22 protein-coding genes are annotated in these 25,284 nt (G+C 67.8%); 10 read left to right on the top strand and 12 right to left on the bottom strand.

All coding sequences use genetic code 11. The features are described from left to right. Window positions 1-130: 130 nt before the first annotated feature. Window positions 131-2,557, top strand: coding sequence for a penicillin-binding protein 1A (locus tag BM345_RS06355; protein WP_093376767.1), 2,427 nt, complete (start codon window positions 131-133; stop codon window positions 2,555-2,557). A gap of 29 nt (window positions 2,558-2,586) precedes the next feature. On the opposite strand, the gene cyaY is transcribed toward BM345_RS06355, so the two are convergent. Next, window positions 2,587-2,916 (bottom strand): iron donor protein CyaY, encoded by a 330-nt coding sequence (gene cyaY / locus BM345_RS06350; protein ID WP_093376765.1) that lies wholly within the window; start codon window positions 2,914-2,916, stop codon window positions 2,587-2,589. A 12-nt stretch (window positions 2,917-2,928) separates the two neighbouring features. Between cyaY and BM345_RS06345 the strand changes: the two genes are divergently transcribed. Further along, entirely contained in the window at window positions 2,929-3,201 is a 273-nt protein-coding gene (locus BM345_RS06345) for an LPS translocon maturation chaperone LptM (RefSeq protein WP_093376763.1), read from the top strand. Next, window positions 3,198-4,484: a diaminopimelate decarboxylase gene (gene lysA, locus BM345_RS06340; protein WP_093376761.1), complete on the top strand. Its 1,287-nt coding sequence runs from the start codon at window positions 3,198-3,200 to the stop codon at window positions 4,482-4,484. Before BM345_RS06345 ends, lysA begins: the two co-directional genes overlap by 4 nt. 1 nt (window position 4,485) lies before the next feature. Here the strand turns inward: lysA and BM345_RS06335 are convergent, their stop codons facing one another. The 5 genes from BM345_RS06335 to BM345_RS06315 form a co-directional block, all read right to left on the bottom strand. Beyond that, the gene (locus BM345_RS06335) at window positions 4,486-5,157 is read right to left on the bottom strand and encodes a protein-methionine-sulfoxide reductase heme-binding subunit MsrQ (RefSeq protein ID WP_093376758.1); all 672 of its coding nucleotides are present in this window, start codon (window positions 5,155-5,157) and stop codon (window positions 4,486-4,488) included. Between the two features lie 16 nt (window positions 5,158-5,173). Next, a complete protein-coding gene (gene msrP / locus BM345_RS06330; protein WP_093376756.1) occupies window positions 5,174-6,172 on the bottom strand; it encodes a protein-methionine-sulfoxide reductase catalytic subunit MsrP in 999 nt (332 codons plus the stop codon). A gap of 112 nt (window positions 6,173-6,284) precedes the next feature. Further along, window positions 6,285-7,607 carry a c-type cytochrome biogenesis protein CcsB gene (ccsB, locus tag BM345_RS06325; RefSeq protein WP_093376753.1) on the bottom strand — a complete coding sequence of 441 codons (1,323 nt, stop codon included), beginning with the start codon at window positions 7,605-7,607 and terminating at the stop codon, window positions 6,285-6,287. Further along, window positions 7,604-9,751 carry a cytochrome c biogenesis protein ResB gene (locus BM345_RS06320; protein WP_093376752.1) on the bottom strand — a complete coding sequence of 716 codons (2,148 nt, stop codon included), beginning with the start codon at window positions 9,749-9,751 and terminating at the stop codon, window positions 7,604-7,606. The genes ccsB and BM345_RS06320 overlap by 4 nt, the downstream gene beginning before the upstream one ends. Window positions 9,752-9,858: 107 nt before the next feature. Continuing rightward, on the bottom strand, window positions 9,859-10,536 hold the full coding sequence (locus tag BM345_RS06315) for a c-type cytochrome (protein WP_093376750.1): 678 nt from the start codon (window positions 10,534-10,536) through the stop codon (window positions 9,859-9,861). 72 nt (window positions 10,537-10,608) lie between these two features. Here BM345_RS06315 and yihA point away from each other — a divergent pair, with 72 nt between their 5' ends. Together yihA and BM345_RS06305 are read left to right on the top strand one after the other, a co-directional pair. Beyond that, window positions 10,609-11,340, top strand: a complete 732-nt coding sequence (yihA, locus tag BM345_RS06310) for a ribosome biogenesis GTP-binding protein YihA/YsxC (RefSeq protein ID WP_254789603.1) — start codon at window positions 10,609-10,611, stop codon at window positions 11,338-11,340. 12 nt (window positions 11,341-11,352) lie between these two features. After that, the gene (locus BM345_RS06305) at window positions 11,353-12,255 is read left to right on the top strand and encodes an alpha/beta fold hydrolase (protein WP_093376747.1); all 903 of its coding nucleotides are present in this window, start codon (window positions 11,353-11,355) and stop codon (window positions 12,253-12,255) included. Between the two features lie 12 nt (window positions 12,256-12,267). Here the strand turns inward: BM345_RS06305 and BM345_RS06300 are convergent, their stop codons facing one another. Together BM345_RS06300 and BM345_RS06295 are read right to left on the bottom strand one after the other, a co-directional pair. Continuing rightward, window positions 12,268-13,152, bottom strand: a complete 885-nt coding sequence (locus BM345_RS06300; RefSeq protein ID WP_093376746.1) for a lysophospholipid acyltransferase family protein — start codon at window positions 13,150-13,152, stop codon at window positions 12,268-12,270. Continuing rightward, window positions 13,149-14,093, bottom strand: a complete 945-nt coding sequence (locus BM345_RS06295) for a lysophospholipid acyltransferase family protein (protein ID WP_093377332.1) — start codon at window positions 14,091-14,093, stop codon at window positions 13,149-13,151. The genes BM345_RS06300 and BM345_RS06295 overlap by 4 nt, the downstream gene beginning before the upstream one ends. A gap of 148 nt (window positions 14,094-14,241) precedes the next feature. Here BM345_RS06295 and metK point away from each other — a divergent pair, with 148 nt between their 5' ends. Next, a complete protein-coding gene (gene metK, locus BM345_RS06290; protein ID WP_093376744.1) occupies window positions 14,242-15,426 on the top strand; it encodes a methionine adenosyltransferase in 1,185 nt (394 codons plus the stop codon). 114 nt (window positions 15,427-15,540) lie between these two features. Here metK and BM345_RS06285 read toward each other — a convergent pair whose 3' ends face one another. From BM345_RS06285 to BM345_RS06275, 3 genes are all read right to left on the bottom strand, one after another. Next, the gene (locus tag BM345_RS06285) at window positions 15,541-16,170 is read right to left on the bottom strand and encodes a phosphoribosyltransferase (protein WP_093376741.1); all 630 of its coding nucleotides are present in this window, start codon (window positions 16,168-16,170) and stop codon (window positions 15,541-15,543) included. Between the two features lie 39 nt (window positions 16,171-16,209). Further along, window positions 16,210-18,336 (bottom strand): TonB-dependent receptor family protein, encoded by a 2,127-nt coding sequence (locus BM345_RS06280; RefSeq protein ID WP_093376739.1) that lies wholly within the window; start codon window positions 18,334-18,336, stop codon window positions 16,210-16,212. Between the two features lie 439 nt (window positions 18,337-18,775). Continuing rightward, window positions 18,776-19,741 (bottom strand): Bug family tripartite tricarboxylate transporter substrate binding protein, encoded by a 966-nt coding sequence (locus tag BM345_RS06275; protein ID WP_254789598.1) that lies wholly within the window; start codon window positions 19,739-19,741, stop codon window positions 18,776-18,778. Window positions 19,742-19,933: 192 nt separating this feature from the next. Here BM345_RS06275 and BM345_RS06270 point away from each other — a divergent pair, with 192 nt between their 5' ends. Further along, entirely contained in the window at window positions 19,934-20,845 is a 912-nt protein-coding gene (locus BM345_RS06270) for an SMP-30/gluconolactonase/LRE family protein (RefSeq protein ID WP_093376734.1), read from the top strand. Here the strand turns inward: BM345_RS06270 and BM345_RS06265 are convergent. Continuing rightward, a complete protein-coding gene (locus tag BM345_RS06265) occupies window positions 20,834-21,793 on the bottom strand; it encodes a LysR family transcriptional regulator (protein ID WP_093377330.1) in 960 nt (319 codons plus the stop codon). The genes BM345_RS06270 and BM345_RS06265 overlap by 12 nt on opposite strands. A 101-nt stretch (window positions 21,794-21,894) precedes the next feature. Between BM345_RS06265 and BM345_RS06260 the strand changes: the two genes are divergently transcribed. The 3 genes from BM345_RS06260 (at window position 21,895) to BM345_RS06250 (ending at window position 25,279) form a co-directional block, all read left to right on the top strand. Continuing rightward, entirely contained in the window at window positions 21,895-22,986 is a 1,092-nt protein-coding gene (locus tag BM345_RS06260) for an LLM class flavin-dependent oxidoreductase (RefSeq protein WP_093376732.1), read from the top strand. 47 nt (window positions 22,987-23,033) lie between these two features. Next, a complete protein-coding gene (locus tag BM345_RS06255) occupies window positions 23,034-24,020 on the top strand; it encodes a flavin reductase (RefSeq protein ID WP_093376729.1) in 987 nt (328 codons plus the stop codon). Window positions 24,021-24,082: 62 nt separating this feature from the next. Continuing rightward, window positions 24,083-25,279, top strand: coding sequence for an acyl-CoA dehydrogenase family protein (locus BM345_RS06250; RefSeq protein ID WP_093376727.1), 1,197 nt, complete (start codon window positions 24,083-24,085; stop codon window positions 25,277-25,279). The last annotated feature ends 5 nt before the right edge of the window (window positions 25,280-25,284 follow it).

Below are 25,284 nucleotides of genomic sequence, written 5' to 3'. Positions count from 1 at the left end.
GTCAAAAGTGGACGTAAAAGTGCGTTGGTGTAACTTAGGTCACAAATTGGAGTACTTGGGTTTTAGACGCCCGGATGGGGCCTGTGGCGGGGCCGGTTTTTTATAATGGGCATCGACTTCGCCCGCGCACATGCCCGATAAGAATCGCCCTTCCGGGCCCTCCAAGTCCAATTCACCACCTCCTTCCCGACGCCCGACATGGCTGACGTGGGTGCTGCGCATCTTGATGTGGGGCGTTGGCTTGGCCGCTGCCGCCGCACTCTCGGTGCTTTTCGTGATTGCCGTCGCGCTGGCCGTGGCCTACCCCAACCTGCCCGATATTTCCGAGCTGTCGGAATACCGGCCCAAATTGCCCTTGCGCGTATTCTCGTCCGAAGGGGTGCTCATTGGTGAATTTGGCGAGGAGCGCAGAAATCTCACGCCGATCTCCACCATTCCCAAGGTGATGAAGGACGCCGTTCTCGCGGCCGAGGACGCCCGCTTCTACGAGCACGGCGGCGTGGACTACAAGGGCGTGATGCGCGCGGCCATCGCCAACATGAACCGCGTGAAGAGCCAGGGCGCCTCCACCATTTCGATGCAGGTGGCGCGCAACGTCTACCTGAGTTCCGAGAAGACTTTCACCCGCAAGATCTACGAGATCCTGCTCACCTTCAAGCTCGAGCACCTGCTGACCAAGGACCAGATCCTGGAGATCTACCTGAACCAGATCTACCTGGGCAATCGCGCCTACGGCTTCTCGGCAGCATCGGAAGCCTACTTCGGCAAGCCCCTGAAGGACATCACCATCGCCCAGGCCGCCATGCTGGCGGGCTTGCCGAAGGCGCCGGGCGCGAACAACCCGGTCAACAACCCCAGCCGGGCACGGGCGCGCCAGCTGTACGTGATCGACCGCATGGTCGACGCCGGCTTCATCACCGAGCAGCAGGGTGAGGAAGCCCGCAAGGAACAGCCCAGCCTGCGCGACGGCGCCTCCGACCCCGACCGGCTGCATGCCGAGTACGTGGCCGAGACGGTGCGCCAGCTGATGTTCGCGCAGTACGGCGACACCACCTACACCCGCGGCCTGAATGTCTACACCTCGCTGGTCGCGGCCGACCAGTCCGCTGCCTACAAGTCGCTGCGCAAGGGCCTCATGGACTACGAGCGCAAGCAGTACTACCGCGGCCCGGAGAAGTTCGTCGACCTGCCCAACAACCCGCGCGAGCTGGACGACGCGGTGGACGACGCGCTGGCGGACCACCCCGACAACGGCGACGTGCTGGCGGCCGTGGTGCTCAAGGCCTCGGCCAAGGAAGTGCAGGCGGTGCGCGGCAACGGCGAGACCATCACCATCACGGGCGAAGGCCTCAAGCCCGTGCAGACGGGCCTGTCCGACAAGGCGCAGCCCAACATCAAGATCCGCCGCGGCGCGGTGATCCGCGTGGCGCGTGCGCCCAAGGACACCTGGGAGATCACCCAGCTGCCGGAAGTCGAAGGCGCCTTCGTCGCCCTGGACCCGCGCGACGGCGCCGTCAAGGCGATGGTCGGCGGCTTCGACTTCGGCAAGAACAAGTTCAACCACGTCACCCAGGCCTGGCGCCAGCCGGGCTCCAGCTTCAAGCCCTTCATCTATTCGGGCGCGCTGGAAAAGGGCTTCACGCCGGCCACCGTGATCAACGACGGCCCGCTGTTCTTCGACGCCGGCACCACCGGCGGCCAGCCCTGGGAACCCAAGAACTACGGCGGCGGCTTCGACGGCCCCATGTCCATGCGCCGTGCGCTGGCCAAGTCGAAGAACATGGTGTCGATCCGCATCCTGCAGTCCATCGGCACGCACTACGCGCAGGACTGGATCACCCGCTTCGGCTTCGACCGCGAGAAGCATGCGGCCTACCTGCCGATGGCACTGGGCTCGGGCTCGGTCACGCCCATGCAGATGGCGGTGGGCTACTCGGTGTTCGCCAACGGCGGCTACCGCGTCAATCCGTACCTGATCACGCGGGTCACCGACCACAAGGGCAAGGTGCTGGTCGAGAAGGAGCCGCCGCTGCTCAACGAGACGATCCGCGCCATCTCCGCGCGCAACGCCTTCATCATGGACAGCCTGCTGCAGGAAGTGGCCCGCTCGGGCACCGCGGCCAACGCGCAGCGCCAGCTCAAGCGCCCCGACCTGTACGGCAAGACCGGCACCACCAACGACTCGCTCGACGCCTGGTTCGCCGGCTTCCAGCCCAGCATGGTCGCGATCGCGTGGATGGGCTACGACACGCCCCGCAGCCTGGGCGACAAGGAAACCGGCGGCGGCCTGAGCCTGCCGATCTGGATCAACTACATGCAGACCGCACTCAAGGGCGTGCCGGTGGCCGAGGTGACCCCGCCGGCCAGCGGCGTGGTCAACGTTGGCGGCGAGTGGTACTTCGACGACTACGCGCCGGGCCGCGGCGTGGCCTCGCTGGGCGTGGAAGCCGCGCCGGCAACGGTGAGCGCCGATCCGTCCGCGACGAACGGCGCAGCACCCTCGGCACCGCCCCCGCCGGAGGAGCGCAACCGGATCCTGGACCTGTTCCGCAACTGAGGGGCGCGCGCTGCGCGCCGGGCGCCTGCCTACGCGGTGAAGGCCAACGCCTGGCCGCCCTGCGCGCTGGCCTCGCGCGAGAGCTGCTCGAAGAACTCCGCGCCGGTCTTGGTGTCCACCCACTGCCTTCCATCATGGCGATAGTGGTAGCCGCCGGAGCGCGCTGCCAGCCAGATCTCCTGCAGCGGTTTCTGCAGGTTGACGATCAGCTGGCTGCCGTTGGGGAAGGTGATGGTGATCATGCCGCCCACCCGCTGGTTGTCGATGTCGGCATCGGTTTCGTCGTTGATGCGGTCGCATCCGCGCTCGATCGCAGCCAGTGCGGCTTCTGCGCGGTCCATGTACTCGGGGTCGGTCATTACAATTTTGTTATGTCGAACGTCAGCCAAATTCTAGTGAGGGCCATTGGCCTTGCGGTGCTCGGGGTCAGCCTTGCCGGCTGCGGCCAGCGCGGGCCCCTGTACCTGCCCACCGATCCGGCCGCGGCCAATCGGGCCACCCTGCCCCAGGCGCTGCTGCCCATCCCCGCGCGCGAGCAAAGCACCACGACCACTCCTTCGCAGCAAAGCCAGCCGCCCTCGGAAGACAAGAAGCCCGACGGCACGAACACCAACAACAACAACCCGACGGGAGCCTCGCGATGAGCGAACCGAACCCGCGGCTGCCCGGCCAGCCGCACATTGCCCGACTGGGCGACACCCTGCACGTCGAGCAGGTGTCGCTCCAGACCCTCGCCCGCGAACACGGCACGCCCCTCTTCGTGTATTCGAAGCAGTGGATGCTCGATGCACTGGCCGCCTACCAGCGCGGCTTCGAAGGGCGCAACGCGCTCATCTGCTATGCGATGAAGGCGAACTCCTCGCTGGGCATCCTGCGCGTGTTCGCTCAGGCGGGCTGCGGCTTCGACATCGTCTCGGGCGGCGAACTGGCGCGCGTGCTGGCGGTCGGCGCCGAGCCCGCGAAGATCATCTTCTCCGGCGTGGGCAAGACGCGCGCCGAAATGCGCCAGGCGCTCGACGCCGACATCGGCTGCTTCAACGTCGAGAGCGAGGAAGAGCTGGACGTGCTCAACGAGGTCGCGGTGGCCGCTGGCCGGCGCGCGCCGGTGAGCATCCGCATCAACCCCAACGTCGATCCGAAGACGCACCCCTACATCTCCACCGGCCTGAAGGGCAACAAGTTCGGCATCGCGCACGACCGCGCCCTACATGCCTACCAGCACGCAGCCTCGCTGCCCGGCCTGAAGGTGGTGGGCATCGACTGCCACATCGGCTCGCAGATCACCGAGGCATCGCCCTACCTGGACGCGCTGGAGCGCGTGCTGGACCTGGTGCAGGCCATCGAGGAGGCCGGCATCCCGCTGCACCACATCGACTTCGGCGGCGGCCTGGGCATCGACTACAACGGCGACACGCCGCCCGCGGCCGACGACCTGTGGCAGCAGCTGCTCGCGCGCATCGACGCGCGCGGCTTCGGCCAGCGCAAGCTCATCATCGAGCCCGGGCGCTCGCTGGTGGGCAACGCGGGCGTGTGCGTGACCGAGGTGCTCTACACCAAGCCCGGCGAGGACAAGAACTTCTGCATCGTCGACGCGGCCATGAACGACCTGCCGCGCCCGGCCATGTACCAGGCCTACCACCGCATCGAGCAGCTGTCGGCCAGGCACGGAGACGCGGCCAAGACCTACGACGTGGTGGGCCCGGTGTGCGAGAGCGGCGACTGGATCGGCCGCGACCGCGTGCTGGACGTGCGGGCCGGCGACCTGCTGGCGGTGCTGTCGGCCGGTGCGTACTGCATGAGCATGGCCAGCAACTACAACACCCGCAACCGCGCGGCCGAGGTGCTGGTGAGCGGCAGCAGCGCCACGCTCATCCGCCGCCGCGAGACGCTCGAAGATCAGATGCGCAACGAACTCGCGGGCGACTGATCTAGGCGCCCTGCTTCGTCGAAGAAGCCGAGGACAGCTGCGTGCGCTGCCTTGCCGGACCGGACGCCGGCGCACGCGGCTTGCGCGTCGCATTCCACACGCGCCAGCCCAGCAGCACCGCGATGATGGCCGCGTAGACCAGCGGCTCGGCGAAGTTGTTCTTGCCCGCGCGCATCCAGAAGAAGTGCAGCAGGCCCAGCCCGGCGATCAGGTAGACCAGCTTGTGCAGCCACTGCCAGCGCTTCGCGCCCAGCGCCTTGATGGCGCGGTTGAACGAAGTGGCGGCCAGCGGCGTGAGCAGCACGAAGGCGCTGAAGCCCACCAGGATGAAGGGCCGCTTGGCGATGTCCTTGGCGATCTCGGCCACGTCCAGGTCCATGTCGAAAAGGCCGTAGCTCAGCAGGTGCAGGCAGACGTAGAAGTAGGCGAACAGGCCCAGCATGCGCCGAAAACGCGCCAGGGCCGGCGTCTTCGACATCACCCGCAGCGGCGTGACGCCCAGCACGATGCACAGGAAGCGCAAGGTCCAGTCGCCGGTCGCACGGATCAGGTACTCCGCCGGATTGGCGCCGAGGTTGTTGGTGACGATGCCCCACACCAGCCAGGCGAAGGGCAGCAGGCACAGCAGGAAGACCAGCGGCTTGGTCGCCTTGTTCAGCAGCAGCGAGTTCATCGGCCAGGGCCCGGCGTCAGTAGAACTTCTTCAGGTCCATGCCCGCATACAGCTGGCCGACCTGCGCCTCGTAGCCATTGAACATCAGCGTCTTCTGGCGCTTGGCGAACAGGCTGCTGCCGTCGCCGATGCGCCGCTCGGTGGCCTGGCTCCAGCGCGGGTGGTCCACGTTGGGGTTCACGTTGGAGAAGAAGCCGTACTCGTTGGCGGCCGCCTTGTTCCAGGCCGTGCCCGGCTCTTTTTCGACGAAGCGGATCTTCACGATCGACTTGGCCGACTTGAAGCCGTACTTCCACGGCACCACGATGCGCACCGGCGCGCCGTTCTGGTTGGGCAGCACCTCGCCGTACATGCCGAAGGTGAGCAGCGTGAGCGGATGCATCGCCTCGTCCATGCGCAGGCCTTCGGCGTAGGGCCAGTCGAGCACGCGCGAGCCGACGAAGGGCATGGTCTTGGGGTCGGCCAGCGTCACGAACTCGACGTACTTGGCGTTGCCCTGCGGCTCGACCTTCTTGATGAGTTCCGCCAGCGAATAGCCCACCCAGGGGATGACCATCGACCAGCCTTCCACGCAGCGCAGTCGGTAGATGCGCTCTTCCTGCGCGCTCAGCTTGATGAGGTCCTCGATGGCGTACTTGCCCGGCTTCTTCACCAGGCCCTCGACCTCCACCGTCCAGGGGCGGGTCTTGAGGGTGTGGGCGTTCTTCACCGGGTCGCCCTTGTCGGTGCCGAACTCGTAGTAGTTGTTGTAGCTGGTGGCGTCCTTGTAGTCGCTGATCTTCTCCATCGTCTGCGCGCCGGGCACCGAGGATGCAGCGCCGGGCAGGGCCGCCAGCTTGCCGGGTGGCGTCACGCCGGCCAGCGCTTCGCGTCCGGCCCAGCCAGCCAGTGCGGCGCCGGCAGCGCCGGTGGCCATCAGCTTGAGCAGGTCGCGCCGCCCTTCATACACGCCGCGGGGCGTGATTTCGCTGGCATGCGGATGGACGAAGCCCTTGTCGCGGGAATGAATCAGCATCGGTCGCCTTTCGCTTTTTGAATCGCAGTTTGCTTGTATTTCGCACTGTTTCCGAGTTTGGTTACCCGGACCGGCGAAATGGTTCAAGCCGCGAAGGATGACCGAGGCGGTCCTACAGGGTGCCGTAGCTGTGCAGGCCGCTCAGGAACATGTTGACGCCCAGGAAGGCGAAGGTGGTCACCGCCAGCCCCGCCAGCGCCCACCAGGCCGCCACCGTGCCGCGCAGGCCCTTGACCAGGCGCATGTGCAGCCAGGCCGCATAGTTGAGCCAGACGATCAGCGCCCAGGTCTCCTTCGGGTCCCAGCTCCAGTAGCCGCCCCAGGCATCGGCCGCCCACAGGGCGCCCAGCACGGTCGCGATGGTGAAGAAGGCGAAGCCCACCGTGATGGCCTTGTACATGACGTCGTCCAGTACCTGCGGCGCCGGCAGGCGCTGCGCGATGCGCTTGCGGCCCAAGAGGATGCCGGCGGCGATCAGCGCCGAGATGGCCGCATACACCACCCAGTAGCTGCCGCCGGCCTCCTGCGCGCGCTGGCGGAAGGCCACCGGTACGAAGCACAGGGCCACCCCCAGCAGCCAGATCGGCGTGAGCTTGTACCAGCGGGTCTCGCTCGCCTGCTGCTTGATGAGATAGGCGAAGGCCACCATCGCCGCCAGCGAGAAGGTGCCGTAGCCGATGAAGTTGGCCGGCACGTGCAGCTTCATCCACCAGCTCTGCAGCGCAGGCACCAGCGGCTGGATCTCGTGGGCCTCGCGCACCAGCGTGTACCAGAGCAGGAAGCCCACCGCCGCGCTGACCACCAGCATCACGAAGGCGCCCAGCGAGCGGGTCCTGTAGTGCGACTCGTAGTAGAGGTAGAAGACCGTGGTGATCCAGCAGAACAGCACGAAGACTTCGTACAGGTTGCTCACCGGGATGTGGCCGATGTCCGGGCCCAGCAAGTGGCTCTCGTACCAGCGCACCATGGTGCCGGTGAGCGCCAGCGCCACCGCCGCCCAGGCGACGCGAGAGCCGATGGCCTCCAGCGCGTCGGCCTGCTTCCCACCGAAGAAGCCCAGCCAGTAGAACGCCGTGCTCATGAAGAAGAGCACGCTCATCCAGAGGATGGCCGACTGGCTCGACAGGAAGTACTTGAGCCAGAACACGCTCTCGGCGCGCGCCAGGTCGCCCTGGTAGGACGTGATGCCCAGCAGCGAGGCCGCCGCGACCACCAGCCCCAGCACCGCCAGCGGCCGCCAGAACCAGCCCAGCCAGATGACCGCCGGCATGGCACCGAGCAGGATCACTTTCTCGTAGACGTCCATCGCATGCGCATAGCGCACGAAGGCAAACAGCCCGCCGGCCAGCACCAGCGCGGCGAACACCCAGTCGAAGGCATTGCGGCGCGAGAGCCAGCTCTCGTTGAGGGTCAGGGTGGTCGTGGTGGTGGTCATGGCGCCTGTTCCTTGTGGATGGCCAGCAGCTTGCGCTCCAGCTGCTCGAACTCGCGATCGCTGTCCAGGGTCTTGCGGTTGGTCGACATCGCCATGGTGGCGCTGCTGCCGCCAGGCTGCGCCGCATCGGGTGCCAGCCAGACCCACAGCCGGCGCTCGCGGACGTACAGCATGGCAAAAATGCCGATGATCAGCAACAGGCAGCCCAGGTAGACGATGTTCTTGCCAGGGGCACGTGCCACCTGGAACACGCTGGCCTGCACCTGCTTGAAGTCCTCCAGCATCATGGCCACCGGCGCCGGGTAGAAATAGGCGTCGCTGATGGCCAGCACCGCCTGCGTCAGGTAACTCTGGGCCTTGTCGTCGGCCGGCAGCGGCGCCAGGCCGGCCTGCTCGCGGCTGAGGTTGAGCATCTCGAAGAGCACGTCGTTCAGGATGCGCACCAGCACGCTGCCAGCGCGCTCGCGCTCGCCCTCGGGCACGTTGGCTTCCATGAATTCGGCAATGGCCTGCCAGCCGCCCTGGCTGGCGGCGTCGGCCTTGGCACGCTCGCTGCCCGAGAACAGGGACAGCGCGCGCGCGGCGGACAGCCGCAGCTGCTCGGACAGTTCAGGCCGCTTGGGATCGGCCACGCGGGCGATGTAGCGCTCCACCGCCTTGGTGCGCAGCGCGCCGTCGGCCAACGCGGCGCGCATGCGGATGAAGCCCTGCATCGAGCCCTGGTCGTCGGCAGGCACGCGCAGGTAGCGGAAGGGGTCGTTGGGCTGCTCGCGCACGCCCAGCAGGAACACCGGCACGCCGTCGCCCGTGTCCACCGGCACCATGTAGTTCTGGAACTCGCGCGCCTGGCCGGCCGCGTCGCGCAGCTTGTAGCCGATGCTCGGGCCGATGTTGCGCAATTCCTTGTTGCCGTTGACCTTGTGGGCGGCGCCCAGGCGCGACTCCAGCTGCTGCCGGAGATCCACCTTGCGAACGTCCACGCCGCTGCCGCCCTGGGGCGAGCCGAAGTTCTCGACGTTGATGAGGCGCAGCGCGGTGAACTCGAGCGTGAGCGCATCGCTGCCGTTGGTGATGCGCGCGCTCGATCCGATGGTGCCCTCGACCTCGAAGGACTTGGCCGCCGCCGCCATGGGCACGGCCTTGAGCTTCACGGTGGAGCCGCCGTCGTCGAAGCTGGACTGGTAGATCTCCACGCCCTTGTAGCTGGCCGGGTGGTTCACCTCGATGCGCGCCGGCACCTGCTCGCCGGTCTCGCGGTCATGCAGCACCACCTCGCTGGCGAAGAGCTTGGGCATGCCCGTGGAGTAGTAGTCGACGATGAACTTCTTCAGCTCGATGGCAAAGGGCAGTTCCTGCAGCAGCACGCCGTCGCTCTGGTTGAGGATGGCCACGCTGGCCTGCTGCCCCTCGGGCACCAGGATGTTGCCGCGGAAGGTCGGGTTGCCCGGCGACAGCCGGTGCTGCGGCGGCACGTCGGCGATCAGCCCGCCGCCCTGGTAGAAGCTCTTGCCGTTGAACCAGGTCTGCGCGCGCACGATGAGGTCGCCGTCGAACAGGCCGCCGATGCACACCAGCACGATGGCGCTGTGCGCTGCCAGGTAGCCCAGCTTGTGCGCACCACCGGCGCGTGCGGCCACCATCCAGCCGACGCCGCGGTTGGCTAGATCGCGCTTTTGCAGCTTGACCTTCCAGCCGCCGCCGGCGAGAAGCTTGCCGATGCGCTGGGCCGCGGCTTCGGGCGCCTCTGTCGCCAGCGTGGTCTGCGCATGCTGGCCGAAGGCGCGCAGGCTGTTCTCCCGGATGTCTTCCTTCACCGTGCGCAGCTCGCGCACGATGTGCGGCGTGTTGCGCCAGATGCACAGGCTGGTGCTGACGACCAGGAACAGCAGGATCAGCAGGAACCACCAGGCGCTGTAGACGGTGTCCAGCTGCGCCGCGCGGAACAGTTGCGACCAGAAGGGGCCGAACTGGTTGACGTAGTTGCCCAGCGGCTCGCCCTGCTTGAGCACGGTGCCGATGATCGAGGCGATGCAGATGACCGTGAGCAGCGTGATGGCGAAGCGCATCGACGACAGCAGTTCCACCGCCACACGCCAGGCGTGGGGGCCGCGGTGGAGGCGAAGACCGTGGGTGGAAACCGACATGCTCAGCTGGGGATGAAGAAGAAAGGCTCAAAAACAAAGGCGGGCGATCCGCCTGGATCGGCCCGCCTTGTTGGGTTTGTTGTTTGGCGGTTGGTTCGCTAAATAGTTCAGCGCAGGCCGGCGATGTAGTCGGCCACCGCCTTGATCTCGCGGTCGTTGAGCTTGGCGGCCACGCCGTTCATCACCGGGTTGTTGGTGCGCTGGCCTTCGCGGAAGGCGATCATCTGCGCGGTGGTGTAGTCGGCGTGCTGGCCGCCGATGCGCGGGTACTGGGCGGGCATGCCGGCGCCGGTGGGGCTGTGGCAGCCGGCGCAGGCGGGCACCTGGCGGTCGGACAGGCCGCCGCGGAAGATCTTCTCGCCCAGGGCCACGGTGTCCTTGTCCTTGGCGAAGCCCGGCTTGACCTTCTTGCTGCCCACGAAGTAGGCGATGTTGCGCATGTCGTCGTCGCTCAGCGCCGAGGCGAAGGGCTTCATGATCGCGCTCTTGCGCTTGCCGGACTTGAAGTCCTGCAGCTGGCGCAGGATGTACTCGGGATGCTGCTGCGCCAGCTTGGGGTTGGCCGCGATGGACGAGTTGCCGTCGGCGGCGTGGCACGAGGCGCAGCTCTGGCCGTTGGTCGGCGTGGCATTGAAGATCGCGTCTCCCTTCGCTACGTCCGGCTTGGCCACGACGACGGCCGGGGCGGCGGGCGCATGGCCGTCGGCTGCAAGGCTTGCACCGACACTGACGAAAGCGGTCGCGGCCAGGAGGGCTGCGCGCAGGGAGTGAGCAAACGACTTCATATCGAGGGGTTTGGTTTTAGTGCGCAAAACCTCGCGATTCTACAATTAGCGACTCACAACGAAAGCTCAGTAATGACCCCCCCTTCCCGCCCACCGGCCGCCTACGCCAAAGCCAAGGACAAGGCCGCCGAAGAACGCGAGCGGGTGGCCTTGGGCTGGCTGCACACGGCCCACTTCCTGACCAGCGCGCCGCAACTGGAGCACCTGCCCGAGCTCGCACTGCCCGAAATCGCCTTCGTGGGCCGATCGAACGCCGGCAAATCCACCGCCATCAACACCCTCACCCAGCAGAAGCGCCTGGCCTTCGCCTCCAAGACGCCGGGGCGCACGCAGCACATCAACCTCTTCGGCGTGGGCAGGCAGAACATCGACGACGCGGTGCTGGCCGACCTGCCCGGCTACGGCTACGCGGCCGTCCCGCGCGAAGCCAAGCTGCGCTGGCAGCGTGTCATGGGCAACTACCTGGCGACCCGTCCCACCCTGCGCGGCGTGGTGCTGATGTGCGATCCGCGCCACGGCATGACCGAGCTGGACGAGATCCTGCTGGACGTGATCCGCCCGCGCGTCGAGGAAGGTCTGAAGTTCCTGGTGCTGCTCACCAAGTCCGACAAGCTCACCCGCTCCGAAGGCGCCAAGGTGCTGTCCATCACGCGACTGCAGGCCGGCGGCGGCGAGGTCAAACTCTTCTCCGCACTCAACCGGCAGGGCGTGGGCGAAGCCGCCGAACTGCTATCGCGCTGGGTGCATCCCGCAGAAGAAGGCGCGGCTGCAGACTCGACCGGAGACCCTGAAGCCGCGTCCTAACCCGAGGACGACATGATCCAGACCTTCCAGCGCACCCTGCCGCACGGCATCACCCTCAGTTGCCGCGCCGCAGGCGACGCCGGAAGGCCGCTGATGGTCTTCCTGCACGGCTTTCCCGAGGGCGCCTTCATCTGGGACCCGCTGCTCGAGTACTTCTCGCAACCCGAGCACGGCGGCTACCGCTGCGTGGCGCCCAACCTGCGCGGCTTCGAGCAATCCAGCTCGCCGCCCGAGGTCGAGGCCTACCGCGCCCACCTGCTGGTCAAGGACATCCTGGAACTGGCAGCCCTCGAATCGCCCGACGGCCGCATCGACACCCTGGTCGCGCACGACTGGGGCGGCGCCTTCGGCTGGGGCCTGGCGAACGCACAGCCGGGCAGGCTGAAACGCCTGGTCATCATCAACTCGCCCCACCCCGGCACCTTCCTGCGCGAACTGCGCGACAGCCCGGCGCAGCAGGCGTCGAGCGCCTACATGACCTTCCTGTCCCGGCCCGACGCCGAGGAACTGCTCTCGGCCAACGATTACCAGCGCCTGTGGCCTTTCCTCACCATGCCCGAGGCCCGCCGCGACTGGCTCACCGAGGAAGTGAAGGCGCAATACCGCGAAGTGTGGGGCGCAGGCCTCACGGGCGCCTGCAACCTCTACCGCGTCACGCCCCTCAAGCCCGCGGCGCCGGGCGAGGGGCCGAAGGTCTTTCCCGACATTCCGCGCGAGCGCCTGGTGGTCGAAGTGCCGACGCTGGTGCTCTGGGCCCTGGACGACGTGGCGCTGCTGCCCGGCCTGCTCGACGGGCTGGAGGACTACGTGCCGAAGATGCAGCTGCGCAAGGTGCCCGGCGCCACGCACTGGATCGTGCACGAGCGCCCCGACTACGTCGCCCGCGAGATCGAGGCCTTCGCGCGCTCGACCTGAGCGACCGCGAGCTCAGTAGATCGTCGGCGTGCCTTCGGGCCGAGTCTTGAAGCGCCGGTGCACCCAGTAGTACTGCGAGGGCATGGTGCGGATGTAGCCCTCGAGCATCTCGTTCTGTCGCGTGGTGTCGGCCACGATGTCGCCGGTGGGAAAGCCCTCCCAGCGTGGCAGCAGTTCCACCTCGTAGCCCTGGGGCGTGACGCGCGTGAGCACCGGCATCACGATGGCCCGCCCCAGCTGCGCGAAGCGCGAGAGCGAAGGAACGGTGGCCGCGTCCACGCCGAAGAAGGGCACGAAGATCGACTGGCTGGGCCCGAAGTCCATGTCCGGCAGCAGGTACAGGACCTCGCCCTTGCGCAGCCGATGCAGCACCGGCTTGACGCCATCGGTGCGCTCCAGCGCCGTGACGTTGCCGAAGCGCGTGCGCCCCTCGCGCGCCCAGGCGTCGACCATGGGGTCGCGCTGGGTGGTGTAGATGGTCATCGACGGCCGCCCCATGTGCATGGTCAGCGTGGTGGCACCGGCGTCGAGCCCGTAGAAGTGCGGCGCGAAGAGGATCACGGCCTGCTCGCCGCTGGCGAGTTCGTCCAGGTCTTCCTTGGCGCCGCGCACGGCCAGGCGGCTTTCCACCACCTCGCGCGGCGCATGCCAGAGCCAGGCGCGGTCCAGCCAGGACTGGGCGAAGTAGACGAAGGTCTCGCGCGAGATGCTGGAACGCTGCGCGTCCGACAGCTCGGGAAAGCAGATCTTCAGGTTGGCATCCACCACGCGCCGGCGCGGCAGGGCCACCGAATGCAGCAGGCGGCCCAGCGCCGTGCCCGCGCCGCGCAGCACCGGAAGCGGCACATGCGCGAGGGCCTTCATGAAGCCGATGCCGATGCGCGCGCTCACGCTCATTGGGCCACCTCCATCTCGGCCCGCGGCTCCTTGTAGCGCGCGTAGTCCCAGACGTACTGGCCCGGCAGCTGGCGGATGAGCTTCTCGATGCCGGCGTTCATGGCGGCGGCGGCCTCCTCGATGGGGGCCTTGGGATCGCTCAGCGCGGTGCCTTCGAGCGGCTCGAAGCGGATGGCGTAACCCTTGCCGGGCCCAAGGCGCTCGCCCACCGCGATGAAGACGCGCACGCCGGTCTGCTGCGCCAGGCGCGGCAGCAGCGTCATGGTGTAGGCCGGGCGGCCGAAGAAAGGTGCCCACACGCCCTGGCCCAGCGGAGGCACCTGGTCGGGCAGGATGCCGGTGTAACCGCCGGACTTGAGGGCGCGCATCAGGCCGCGCACGCCCGAAGTGTTGGTGGGCAGCATCTTGAGGCCGTGGCGGTTCTCGCGCGAGCTGGCCACCAGCTCGCTCATCCAGGCCTTGCGCGCCGGCCGGTAGAGGGCGGTCATCGGGCCGTACTTGTCGGCATAGCGCTCGGCCACCGCCTGGCCGAGCAGTTCCCAACTGCCGATGTGGGGCGTGATGAAGATGGCGCCCTTCTTCTCATCGAGGGCCGCCTCCACTGCTTCCATGCCGCTCCAGCTGGCCACGTGCGGCAACACGCTGACGCCTGCCGGCCGGCCCCACATGAAAGGAAGCTCCGCCAGGGCGGCTCCTGCGGCCGCGATGGCCGGGCGGTATTGATCCGGGGTGAATCCGGCCGCCTGCGCATTGGCCTTGAAGCGGTTGCGGTAGCCGGAAGAGCCCCACCACACGATCCAGCCCAGCAGGGTGCCGAGGCGCTGCATCAGCGAAAGCGGCACGCGGGCGAGCAGGCGAAAGAGGGTGATCATCCAAAAAAGTCGGGGGACGATGAAATAGGCAGGACGCGCGCGCTGGCTCTGGAAGGTCGCAGACCACAGGCACACTCATTCTTATAGAATGTAAATTGTCGCCGAGTTATGGAACTACTTGCAGGGCGACGTTAAACAACACTGCTAAAGCGTTCGCCAGAACTCCCCGAGGTCGGCAACGCGCCAACCACTCTTTGCATAGACGGAGTTTCAGCACATGGCGAACGATTTTCTCTTCACTTCCGAATCGGTTTCCGAAGGCCATCCCGACAAGGTCGCGGACCAGATTTCCGATGCGATCCTCGATGCGATCTTCGCGCAGGACCCGCGCTCGCGCGTGGCTGCCGAGACGCTGACCAACACCGGCCTGGTGGTGCTCGCCGGCGAGATCACCACCAACGCGCACGTGGACTACATCCAGGTCGCGCGCGACACGATCAAGCGCATCGGCTACGACAACACCGACTACGGCATCGACTACAAGGGTTGCGCCGTGATGGTCTGCTACGACAAGCAGTCCAACGACATCGCCCAGGGCGTGGACCATGCCTCTGACGACCACCTGAACACCGGTGCCGGCGACCAGGGCCTGATGTTCGGCTACGCCTGCGACGAGACGCCCGAGCTGATGCCCGCGCCGATCTACTACGCGCACCGCCTGGTGGAGCGCCAGGCGCAGCTGCGCAAGGACGGCCGCCTGCCCTTCCTGCGCCCGGACGCGAAGAGCCAGGTCACGATGCGCTATGTGGACGGCAAGCCGCACAGCATCGACACGGTGGTGCTGTCGACGCAGCACAGCCCGGACCAGAGCGAGACGCCGACCAAGATGAAGGCCAGCTTCAACGAAGCCATCATCGAGGAGATCATCAAGCCGGTGCTGCCCAAGGAGTGGCTGCAGGACACCAAGTACCTGATCAACCCGACCGGGCGCTTCGTCATCGGCGGTCCGCAGGGCGACTGCGGCCTGACGGGCCGCAAGATCATTGTCGACACTTACGGCGGCGCCTGCCCGCACGGTGGTGGCGCGTTCTCGGGCAAGGACCCGTCGAAGGTGGACCGCTCGGCCGCCTACGCTGCACGCTACGTGGCCAAGAACATCGTGGCCGCGGGGCTGGCGCGCCAGTGCCAGATCCAGGTGGCCTACGCGATCGGCGTGGCGCGTCCGATGAACGTGACGGTCTACACCGAAGGCACGGGCGTGATTTCCGACGCGAAGATCGCCGAACTGGTGCAGGAGCACTTCGACCTGCGTCCCAAGGGCATCATCCAGATGCTGGACCTGCTGCGTCCCATCTACGCCAAGACCGCGGCGTACGGCCACTTCGGCCGCGAGGAGCCGGAGTTCACGTGGGAACGCACGGACAAGTCGGCGGTGCTGCGGGCTGCTGCTGGTCTGAAGTAAGCACGAGGGCTACTTCTTCGTTGCGAAGGGCGCCATTCTTTGGCGCCCTTTTTGTTTGTCGGGATGAGCGGTCTGGGTGCATCGTTCGGAGCGCACGGGGCGCGGCAGGCGAACTCATCCGACCTGAGACAACAACGCCTTCACCTCCTCATCCGAAGTCTGCTCGAAGTTCCGATACCAGAGCCCGACCGCATGAAAAGGCTCAGGCACCAAAGGACAGACAACCTCGTCCGCCAGCGCGCCCACCATGGCCAGGGCCTCGCGCGAAGCCACTGGTACAGCCACGCCAATCCGGGAGGGTGCCTGCGCGCGAACGGCGTGGACCGCCGCCGACATGGTGGCCCCGGTCGCCAGCCCGTCGTCCACCAGCAGCACCGGGCGCCCCTGCAGCGAAGGCGCTGGCCGGTCGCCCCGATAGGCACACTCGCGCCGCTGCAGCTCCGCCTGTTCTCGCTGCACGATCTCGTCGAGCTGTGATGGAGACACCGGCCAGTCGCCCGGCTCCGCGCGCACGCGCACACCGCCGCTGGCGATGGCACCCATCGCGTATTCCTCCTGGCCGGGATGCCCCAGCTTGCGGACCACCAGGATGTCCAGCGGCGCATGCAGCTCGCGCGCCACCACCGCCGCCACCGGCACCCCGCCGCGCGGCAGCGCCAGCACGATCAGGTCCGGCTGGCCGCGCCACGCGGCCAGTGCGTCTGCCAGGCGGAGTCCCGCCTGCTCCCGGTTCTGGAATGCCATATGGACAACCGGCTGGCGCAGCAATGCGCCCGGCCGGCGTCAGAAACGATACGCCGCGCCCACCCCCGCTGTCCAGTTGCGCCCAGGGGCCGGCTCGATGTAGCGGCCGTTGCCCTCGTTCACGATCACCGAGCCGATGTACTGCTTTTCGAACAGGTTGTCGATGCGCGCAAAGGCATTGAATTCCCAGTGCTCCAGCTTCAGGACATAGCCCGTGTAGATCGCGGCTACCGCATAGCCCGGCGCGCTCACGGTGTTGATGTCGTTGGCCTGGATCTTGTCCAGCGCGCGCATCTCCACGCCGGCGCGCCAGCCCTGCGGCGGCACGTAGCCGAAGGACGCGAAGATGGCCTGCGGCGCCACGCCCGGGATCTCGTTGCCCGCCTGCACCGTGTTGGCGCCGGTGCAGGGCTGCGGCGAACAGAAGGCATCGCTGTAGCGTGCGCGCAGCCAGGTGTAGGCCAGCTGGGTGCGCCAGTTCCCCGCGGTCTCCTGCTGCCAGGCCAGCTCGAAGCCGTCGCGCTGGGTGCTTGGCGCGTTGCGAAAGGTCGAGCGGCCGCCCACGTTGGAGTTGGTCACGATCTCGTCGCTGGTGCGCGTCTGGAACACCGCGGCCGTCAGCAGGCCGCCGGCCAGCTTCGCCTTGGCACCGAACTCCACGCTGTCGTTCACCGAGGGCTGCAGCGCGAAGTTCAGCCCGCTGCTGCCGTCCGGCCGGTACGACAGCTCGTTGAGCGTCGGCGTCTCGTAGCCGCGGCCCCAGGTGCCGTAGAAGGACAGGTCCTGCGTGGGCGAATAGCGCAGCGCCACCATCGGCAAAGCGCGCTTGTAGTCGGCCGTGCCGCTGTCGTTGCCGTTGCCCGGCTGGATGTACTGGTCCCTCGAATCGAAATCCACCGTGCTGTAGCGCAGGCCGGCCTCCAGGCTCCACTGGTCGGCGATCTGCCACTGGCCCTGAACGTAGGGGTCCAGGTTGTGGACCTTGTTGATCTCGTCCCGTCGCAGCCGGCCGCGCACGCCCAGCGTGGGATTGGCCACGGTGCCGGTGTAGTTCTCGTAGCCACGGCGGTGTTCGTCCAGCGTGTCGTAGGCCAGGCCAGTGGAAATCTCGAAGGGCCGGCCGGCCAACTGCCCGCGCGTGGTCCACCGCGCGTCCACGCCGCCGTAGTCGCGGTGCAGGTCGATCACGCCGCCCGCGCTCGAGGCCGCCACCTGCGCCGAGGGCGGAATCGCCTGGTACTGCGTGGTGCTGCGCTCGCCGTCGTAGACCATCAGGCGCAGGTCGTTGTCGGCGTTCAGGCGTTTCTCGTAGATCAGGCCCGCCTGCATCTGGTCGACCGTCTTGCGGGTGTTGTACTGCGTCGCCACGGCGGCGCTGCGCGGATTCAGGGCGTACTGCTGCGGCGTCAGTCCCAGCGGGTCGTCGGCGCGGATGCGCACGCCGTTCATCACCACCGTGAGCTTGCTGTCGTCGCCCAACTGGATGCCCAACTTGCCGTTGATGATGTTGCGTTCGGCCGCGCTGTGGTCCCGGTAGCCGTCGGTTTCGAAGTGGCTGCCGCTCAGGAGATAGCTCACCGAGGGGGTGGAGCCACTGACCTGCGCACTCTCGCGCCAGGTCCCGTAGCTGCCAGCCGCCACGCCGAAGCCCAGGCGCGGCGGACCCTCGCCGGCCTGCGTGAACACCTGGATCACGCCGCCCGAGGAATTGCCGTACAGCGCAGAGAAAGGGCCGCGCAGCACCTCCACCCGGTCGGCGGAACTGATGTCGATGTTGGAGGTCTGGCCTTGCCCGTCCGGCATGGTGGCGGGCACCCCGTCCACGTAGATGCGAACGCCGCGCACGCCGAAGGTCGAACGCGCGCCGAAGCCGCGGATGGAAAGTTGGAGGTCCTGCGCGTAGTTCTGCCGGTTCTGGATCTGCAAGCCCGGCACGCTGCCCATGGCCTCGGACAGGTTCACCGACAAGTTGGCATTGCGCAACTGCTCGCCGTCCACCACGTCGACCGAGGCAGGCACCGCCAGCGGCGGCGCGGAGCCGCGCGGCAGGGTAACGGTGAGGGGCGGCAGCGAGGGTGCCGGCGTGGTGTCGCTGCCCGAGTCCTGGGCGAGTGCCGCACAGGGCACGACCAGGGAGGCAGCTAGGAATGCGAGCGGGGCCTTCATCGGCCGCGATTCTGGAACGCGGCGCGCCACTTGCACCCCGACGCAAACCCTAGGCTTGCGGTGCGGACGCTCGCCCAATGGCGGCGCTCAGGCCGGCTTGGCGCCGTAGGGGCGCATCTGGGAGCGGTCGGGCGGGAGGAAAGGCACGGGGATCGGTATCGGATCGTGGTCCGGGCGCGGGATCGGGATGGGCATGGCGCACTCCTTGGTGTTGTCGTTGTCGTTCTTCGGCGCGGCCAGACCTCATTGCCTTGTTCGATTTGTGCTGCGCAACCCCAATGTGCGCCGTCGCCGGGCAGCGGGACATCGTCCGGTGGCCCCAATGTCCGTGTCGCACACACCCGCCCGCCTGACGGCTGCAACGGACGAATCAGGCGCCCAAAAGAAGAAGGCCCCCTGTAGGACAGCGGGCCTTGCGCGAGAAGAGACCGGCGCTCGCTCAGCTGTCCTGCTTGGGCAGGTTCAGGCTCTGCAGCACCGGCACCCAGCGGTCGAACTCGCTGCGGATGAACTTGTCCATCTGCTCGGGCGTGCTGCCGCGCGGCTCCATGCCGATGGCCTGGGCGCGCTGCACGAAGTCGGGCTCGGCGATCACCTCGTTCACCGCCTTGCTCAGCTTGCTGATCGAGTCCTTGGGCGTGGCCGAGGGCACCGACAGGCAATACCAGAGCAGCGCCTCGATGTCGAAGCCCTGCTCCTTGAAGGTGGGCGCGTCGGGCACCTGCGGCAGGCGCTTGCTGTCCATCACGCCCAGCACGCGCAGCTTGCCGGCCTTCACGTGCTGCAGCGATCCGGTGATGGAGGTGCCCTGGATGTCGATGGTGTTGCCCAGCAGCGCCTGGATGCCCGGCGTGTCGCCGTTGAAAGGCACGTGCGTGGTGCTGAAGCCCGCGTCGCGCTCGAACTTCAGTGGCGCCAGGTTGGTCAGGATGGTTGCGCCCGGCGAACCCCGGTTGATCTTGCCTGGGTTCTTCTTGGCGTACTCGACCATCTCCTTGATGTTCTTGTAGGGGAGGTCCATGCGGCCCACGATCACCGAGGGCTGGTAGGCGATCTGCGTGACCGAGGCGAAGTCCTTGGCCGGGTTGTAGGGCAGCTTGTCGTACATCACCGTGTTGGTGGCCAGCGTGCCCATGGAGGACACCAGCACCGTGTGGCCGTCCGGCCGCGCCTTGGCGACGTAGTCGGCGGCGATGATGCCGCTGGCGCCCGGCTTGTTCTCGACGATGACCTGGATGCCCTTCTTGCTCAGCTCGGCCGCGAGAAGGCGCACGTACTGGTCGGTGCCGCCGCCGGCGGCGAAGGGCACCACGAAGCGGGTCACGGGGTCGGCCGCGTGGGCCAGGGGACCGAAGGCGGTGCCCAGGGCGAGCAGCAGCCCGCCGATGAAAAGTCGCTTGATCACTCTGTTGTCTCCTTGTGCGCCCCGGCAACGGGGCATTGAATCCAGTCTAGTCCGCGGCTTTTCCCATGACGGTGCAAGGAGTGAAAAGCTGCTTTGCACCGGACACCGGGGAGCGCGCCCGGTGGCTTGCGACACTGCGCGCGTTCACGCAACAACAACCACTGCCATTCCCCGGACCCGGGCGAGGAGACCATGACCGTCGAGGTGCACAGGATCGGAGACACGAAGGACCTGCTGGGCGAAAGCCCCTGCTGGGACGCCGCCTCGGGCGCGCTGTGCTGGATCGATTCGCTGGCGGGCAGCCTGCGCCGCCTGGTGCCGTCCACCGGCGAGTTGGAGCAGCACAGCCTGCCCGCCCCCATCGGCTCGATGGCGCTGTGCGAGGACGGCTCGGTGGTGGTGGCCCTGAAGACCCGCTTCGCCCGCTACCGCTGGGCCACGCGCGAGCTGCAGACGCTGGCCGGCATCGGCATCGAGCACCCCGACGTGCGCCTGAACGACGGCAAGTGCGACCCCTTCGGCAACTTCGTCGCCGGCACCATGCACATCAACCGCCAGCCAGGCGACGCGATCCTGGGCGGGCTGTACCGCTTGCGGCCCGATGGCAGCGTGGAGCAGATCGCGCCCGGTTTCGGCCTGGCCAACGGCCCCTGCTTCAGCGCCGACGGCCGCACGCTCTACGTGGCCGACAGCGCGATCCGCACCATCTACGCCTACGACTACGCGGCGCAGGGCCCGCTGGGCCCACCGCGCGTCTTCGTGCAGACCGAGTCCTTCGGCTCCGGCCCCGACGGCGCGGCCGTGGATGCTGAGGGCCACGTCTGGACCGTGCTCACCCGCACCGGGCAGCTGGCCCGCTTCAAGCCCGACGGCACGCTGGAGCGACTGGTGCAGCTGCCGGCCACGCACCCGACCAGCCTGTGCTTCGGCGGACCGGGCCTGAGCAGCCTGTACGTGACCTCGATCTCGCGCAGCACGCACCTGGAAGGCAGGCTGCCGCAGGACGGTGGCCTGTTCGAGCTGCGCGGCCTGCCCGCCCCAGGCCTGGCGCCGGCGCGCTTCGCCGCAGCAGCGCCCTCGCGCGCGACGGCCTCAGCCGCCTGAGCCTGCCGCCTGCAGGGCCGCCGCCCGCGCGGCGGCCATCTGATCGTCCGCGCTGCGCAGCTCGTCGGCCACGAAGTCGACGAAGGAGCGCACCTTGAGCGGCAGCGTGGTGCTCTGGCGGAACACCGCGTAGATGCCGTTGGAGAAGCCGCGCACCGCGAAGCGGTACTGCGGCATGAGGCGCAGCAGCGAGCCACTTTCGATGTCGCTGCGCACCGTGGCCTCCGACAGCAGCGCCACGCCCATGCCGCCCAGCGCCGCCAGCCGCAGCATCTCGCCGTTGTTGGCGCTCATCACGCCCTGGATCACCAGCTCCTGCTGCTGGCCCTGCTCGTCGATGTACTTCCAGGTGGTGGCCTCGCGCTCGCGCCGGTAGGTGAGGCAGCGCACCTGCGGCAGGTCGCTGGGATGCTTGACGCGCTTGTGCACCTTCATGAAGGCGGGGCTGGCCACCAGCACCTCGTCGCTGCTGAGCAGGCGCTTGATGACGAAGCTGGAATCGCTGGAGGCGCCGGTGCGGATGTCGATGTCGAAGTCCTGGTCGACCAGGTTCACCGGATGCTCCGAAAGCTCGAACTCCAGCTGGATGTCGGGGTAGCGCTGCTGGAAGCGCGGCAGCAGCGGCGCGATCACCCGCAGGCCCACCTGGGTGCGCGAGTGCACGCGCAGGCGCCCCTCGGGCAGCAGCTTGGCGTTGCGCGCCGCGTCCTCTGCGTCGGACATCGCTTCGAGCACCCGCTCGGCTCTCTCCAGAAAGGCGACGCCCGCCTCGGTGGCATTCAGGTGGCGGCTGGTGCGGTCGACCAGCTGCACGCCCAGTTCCTCCTCGAGCGCGCTGATGCGCCGCGAGATGGTGGCTGGTGAGAGCGAGAGGCTGCGCCCGGCGGCCGACAGGCTGCCCTTGCGCAGGGTGGTGACAAAGATGCGGAGGGAATCGAGTGCCTTCATTTCGAAAGTCGCAAAGAAGCTGTGCGCATGCTGGTGCGCCACGCGCGGACCCGGCTCCTACCATCGATCGCAACCCCAATCACCCCCTTAGGAGACCAGCGATGGATTTCGGAATCTTCATCCTGATGCAGCAACGGAACAAGCATAAGACGTCCTACCAGATCCTGCGCGATGCCGTCGAGCAGACGCGCCGGGCGGACGAGCTGGGCTTCGGCGCCGCATGGTACGCGGAGCATCACTTCAGCAACTACGGCATGTGCTCGTCGCCGCTGACCATGATCGCCCACTGCGCCGCGGCCACGCGCCAGATCCGCCTGGGCACCGGCATTGTCGTCGCCCCGCTGTACACGCCGGCGCGCCTGATCGCCGACGTCGCCATGGTCGACCAGCTCTCCGACGGCCGCCTGAACCTGGGCATCGGCTCGGGCTACCAGCACTTCGAGTTCGAGCGCTTCGGTGTCTCGCTGGACACGGCCAAGCAGCGCACCTTCGAGATGCTGGACATGCTGGAGCTGGGCCTGAAGCAGCCCAAGTTCAGCTACGACGGCGAGTTCTACCAGCAGCCCATGAGCGCCATCAGCCAGCGCGCGCTGCAAAAGCCGATGCCCCCGATGTGGATCACCAGCGTGGACCCGGCCTTCGTGTCGCGTGCCGTCAAGGGCGGCCACCACGTGTTCGTCTCCGGCGGCGACGGCGGCGTGGAGAAGATGCACGCGCACCGCGCCCTCATCGACAAGGTCGCCAAGGCCGAAGGCAAGGACGCGGCCAAAGTGCCGGTGGGCCTGCTGCGTGCCGCCTATGCCAGCAACGACAAGGCCGAGGTCGAGGCCTACCTGGACTGCGCCCGCTACCAGCGCCGCGTGGCCCTGAGCCTGAAGCGCCGCACCGCGCAGATCGCCGACGACTACCAGGTGGAAGAAGGCATCGTCGAGGGCGAGCCCACGCTGGACGAGATGCGCGCCCTGCTGCCGGTGGGCAGCATCGACACCGTGATCGAGCGCGTGGTCGCCGAGATCCGCGCCTTGAAGCCGGTGCACTACTGCTTCCAGACGCAGATGGGCGACTTCGACCATCCCACCATGCTGCGCCAGCTGGAGACCTGGGCCAAGGTCATCATCCCGGCCGTGCAGCAGGAGATCGCCAACGACCCGCCGCACGTGGCCGAGCCCGCCCCGGAGCTGGCCGCCGCCTGAGGGCGCGCCACCGCACGCAAGCAAGCACGCAAGCAAGGAGCCGCGCCATGTCGTCTTCAGCCACCCTCGTCCGCGAAGAACCGGCGGTGCAGGCCCAGAGCCAGCCGCCGGCAGCGAGCCTCACGCCCATCGAGGCCGGGCTGTTCCGCCAGCTGCTGGGCTGCTTTCCGACCGGCGTGGCGGTAATCACCACCCGCACGCGCGACGGCGAGCCCGCCGGCCTGACCTGCAACTCCTTCAGCTCGGTCTCGCTGGAGCCGCCGCTGGTGCTGTTCAGCCTGCGCAAGGCCAGCAAGCTGCGCGAGGTGTTCACGCAGGCCGAGAGCTTCGCCATCAACATCCTGTCGCAGAGCCAGGATGCGCTGTCCGGCCGCTTCGCATCGAGCAGGATCGAGAACAAGTTCGAGGGCGTGCAGTGGCGCCCGGGCCCGCTGGGCACCCCGCTCATCGAGGACTGCCTGGCCAGCTTCGAATGCAGCCGCTTCGCCTGCCATGACGCGGGCGACCACCTGGTCTTCATCGGCCAGGTGCGGCACATGAGCGGCGGCCCGGCCGACGAGGCGCTGGTTTTCTACAAGGGCGCCTACATGATGCTGGCCGAGTCGCTGCGCAAGCTGGTGGTCGAAGGCCGCCTGGGGCAGCCCGACATCGACGAGGCCTACCGCACCCTGTACGGCACGCTGCTGCGCCTGGCTTGCGAGCGTGGCACGTCTGAGGAGTTGGACGCGGTGCAGGTCGCGGCCACCCACATCGAGGAGATGCCGGCCGACGCGCCCCTGGCGCGCCGCATCGAGACGGCCAGCGGCTTCTTCCAGGCCATTGCCACCGCCGGCCACAACGAGGCGCTGATGCTGATGGCGCAGACCATGGCCACCGTTCTGCGCGAGCGCATGACCCATGTGCTGCCCTCGCGCGCACGACCCGACCTCTTCCCCATCCGCCACCGCATCGCGCACCACCTGAAGCGGCGCGAGGCCGATGCCGCGGTGGCCGCGCTGGAAGAGCTGATCGCCACGCTGCGCCGCGACGCTTGAGCGCACGGCGGCGTCCGGCGCCGCCCACGAGAACGAATTCGACGGGACTTCACGGAGACACCATGTCCGACACAAAGAACGACACCCCCGAGCGCGACGCGCAGTTCTACGCCGGCTTCCGGCGCGAGCTGGAAGCCTTCGCGCGCGAGGCCTGCCCGCCGGAGATCCGCGCGGTCGTGGCCGCGGGCCAGAAGATCACCAAGCGCGAGTACCAGGCCTGGCAGAAGATCCTCAACGCCAAGGGCTGGGGCGCACCCGGCTGGGCCAGGGAAGCCGGCGGCACCGGCTGGGACATCCGCCAGCGCCTGATCTTCGAGGAGGTGATGGCCGAGAACGACTGCCCGCCGCTGTACCACCACGGCCTGGGCCACATCGGCCCGGTCATCATCCGCTTCGGCACGCCCGAGCAGAAGGCGCGCTTCCTGCCGCGCATCCTGGACGGCGCCGACTGGTGGTGCCAGGGCTACTCCGAGCCGGGCTCGGGCTCGGACCTCGCGTCGCTGACCACCAGCGCCCGCCGCGAGGGCGACGAGTGGGTCATCAACGGCCAGAAGATCTGGACGTCGCATGCGCACGAGGCCAGCATGATCTACATGCTGGTTCGCACCTCCAGGGAAGCGAAGAAGCAGGAAGGCATCTCGCTGATCCTGGTGCCCATGGACACGAAGGGCATCACGGTGCGCCCCATCCACACCATCGACGGCTGGCACCACCTCAACGAAGTGTTCTTCGACGAGGTGCGCGTGCGCGCCGACAACCTGATCGGCGAGGTCGGCAAGGGCTGGACCTGCGCCAAGTTCCTGCTGGAGCGCGAGCGCCTGCCTCCGGCCAACGTGGCCCGCCTGGAGCTCATCCGCCGCCAGGTCACGCGCCTGGTCGAGGAAGCCACCAAGGCCGCCGGCGCCAGGCGCGACTTCAGCGGCCTGCACCACAAGCTGCTGCTGTGCGAAGCCGACGTGAAGGGGGCCCGCGTGATGATGGCCCAGGCCACCGACGACCTGATCCACCAGCGCCCGCTGGGCGTGCAGCCCTCGGCCATCAAGATGACCGTGGCCGACTGCGCGCAGCGCCTGACCACCATCGCCCTGGATGCCGTCGGCCCCGACGCGGCGCACCGCTTCCTCGCCGAAGTCGAAGGCCAGGAGGTGGCCGACGCCACCTGGATCCAGAACTACATGTTCACCCGCGCCCGGACCATCGCCGGCGGCACCTCGGAAGTGCAGCGCAACGTGGTGGCCAACGAACTGCTGGGAGCCTGATCCAC

Origin of the sequence: Variovorax sp. OV329, from assembly GCF_900114785.1 — a bacterium.
In the GTDB taxonomy this organism is placed as follows: domain Bacteria; phylum Pseudomonadota; class Gammaproteobacteria; order Burkholderiales; family Burkholderiaceae_C; genus Variovorax.
The sequence above is the reverse complement of the archived record's forward strand: the minus strand, read 5'-3'. Positions and strand labels throughout refer to the sequence as shown.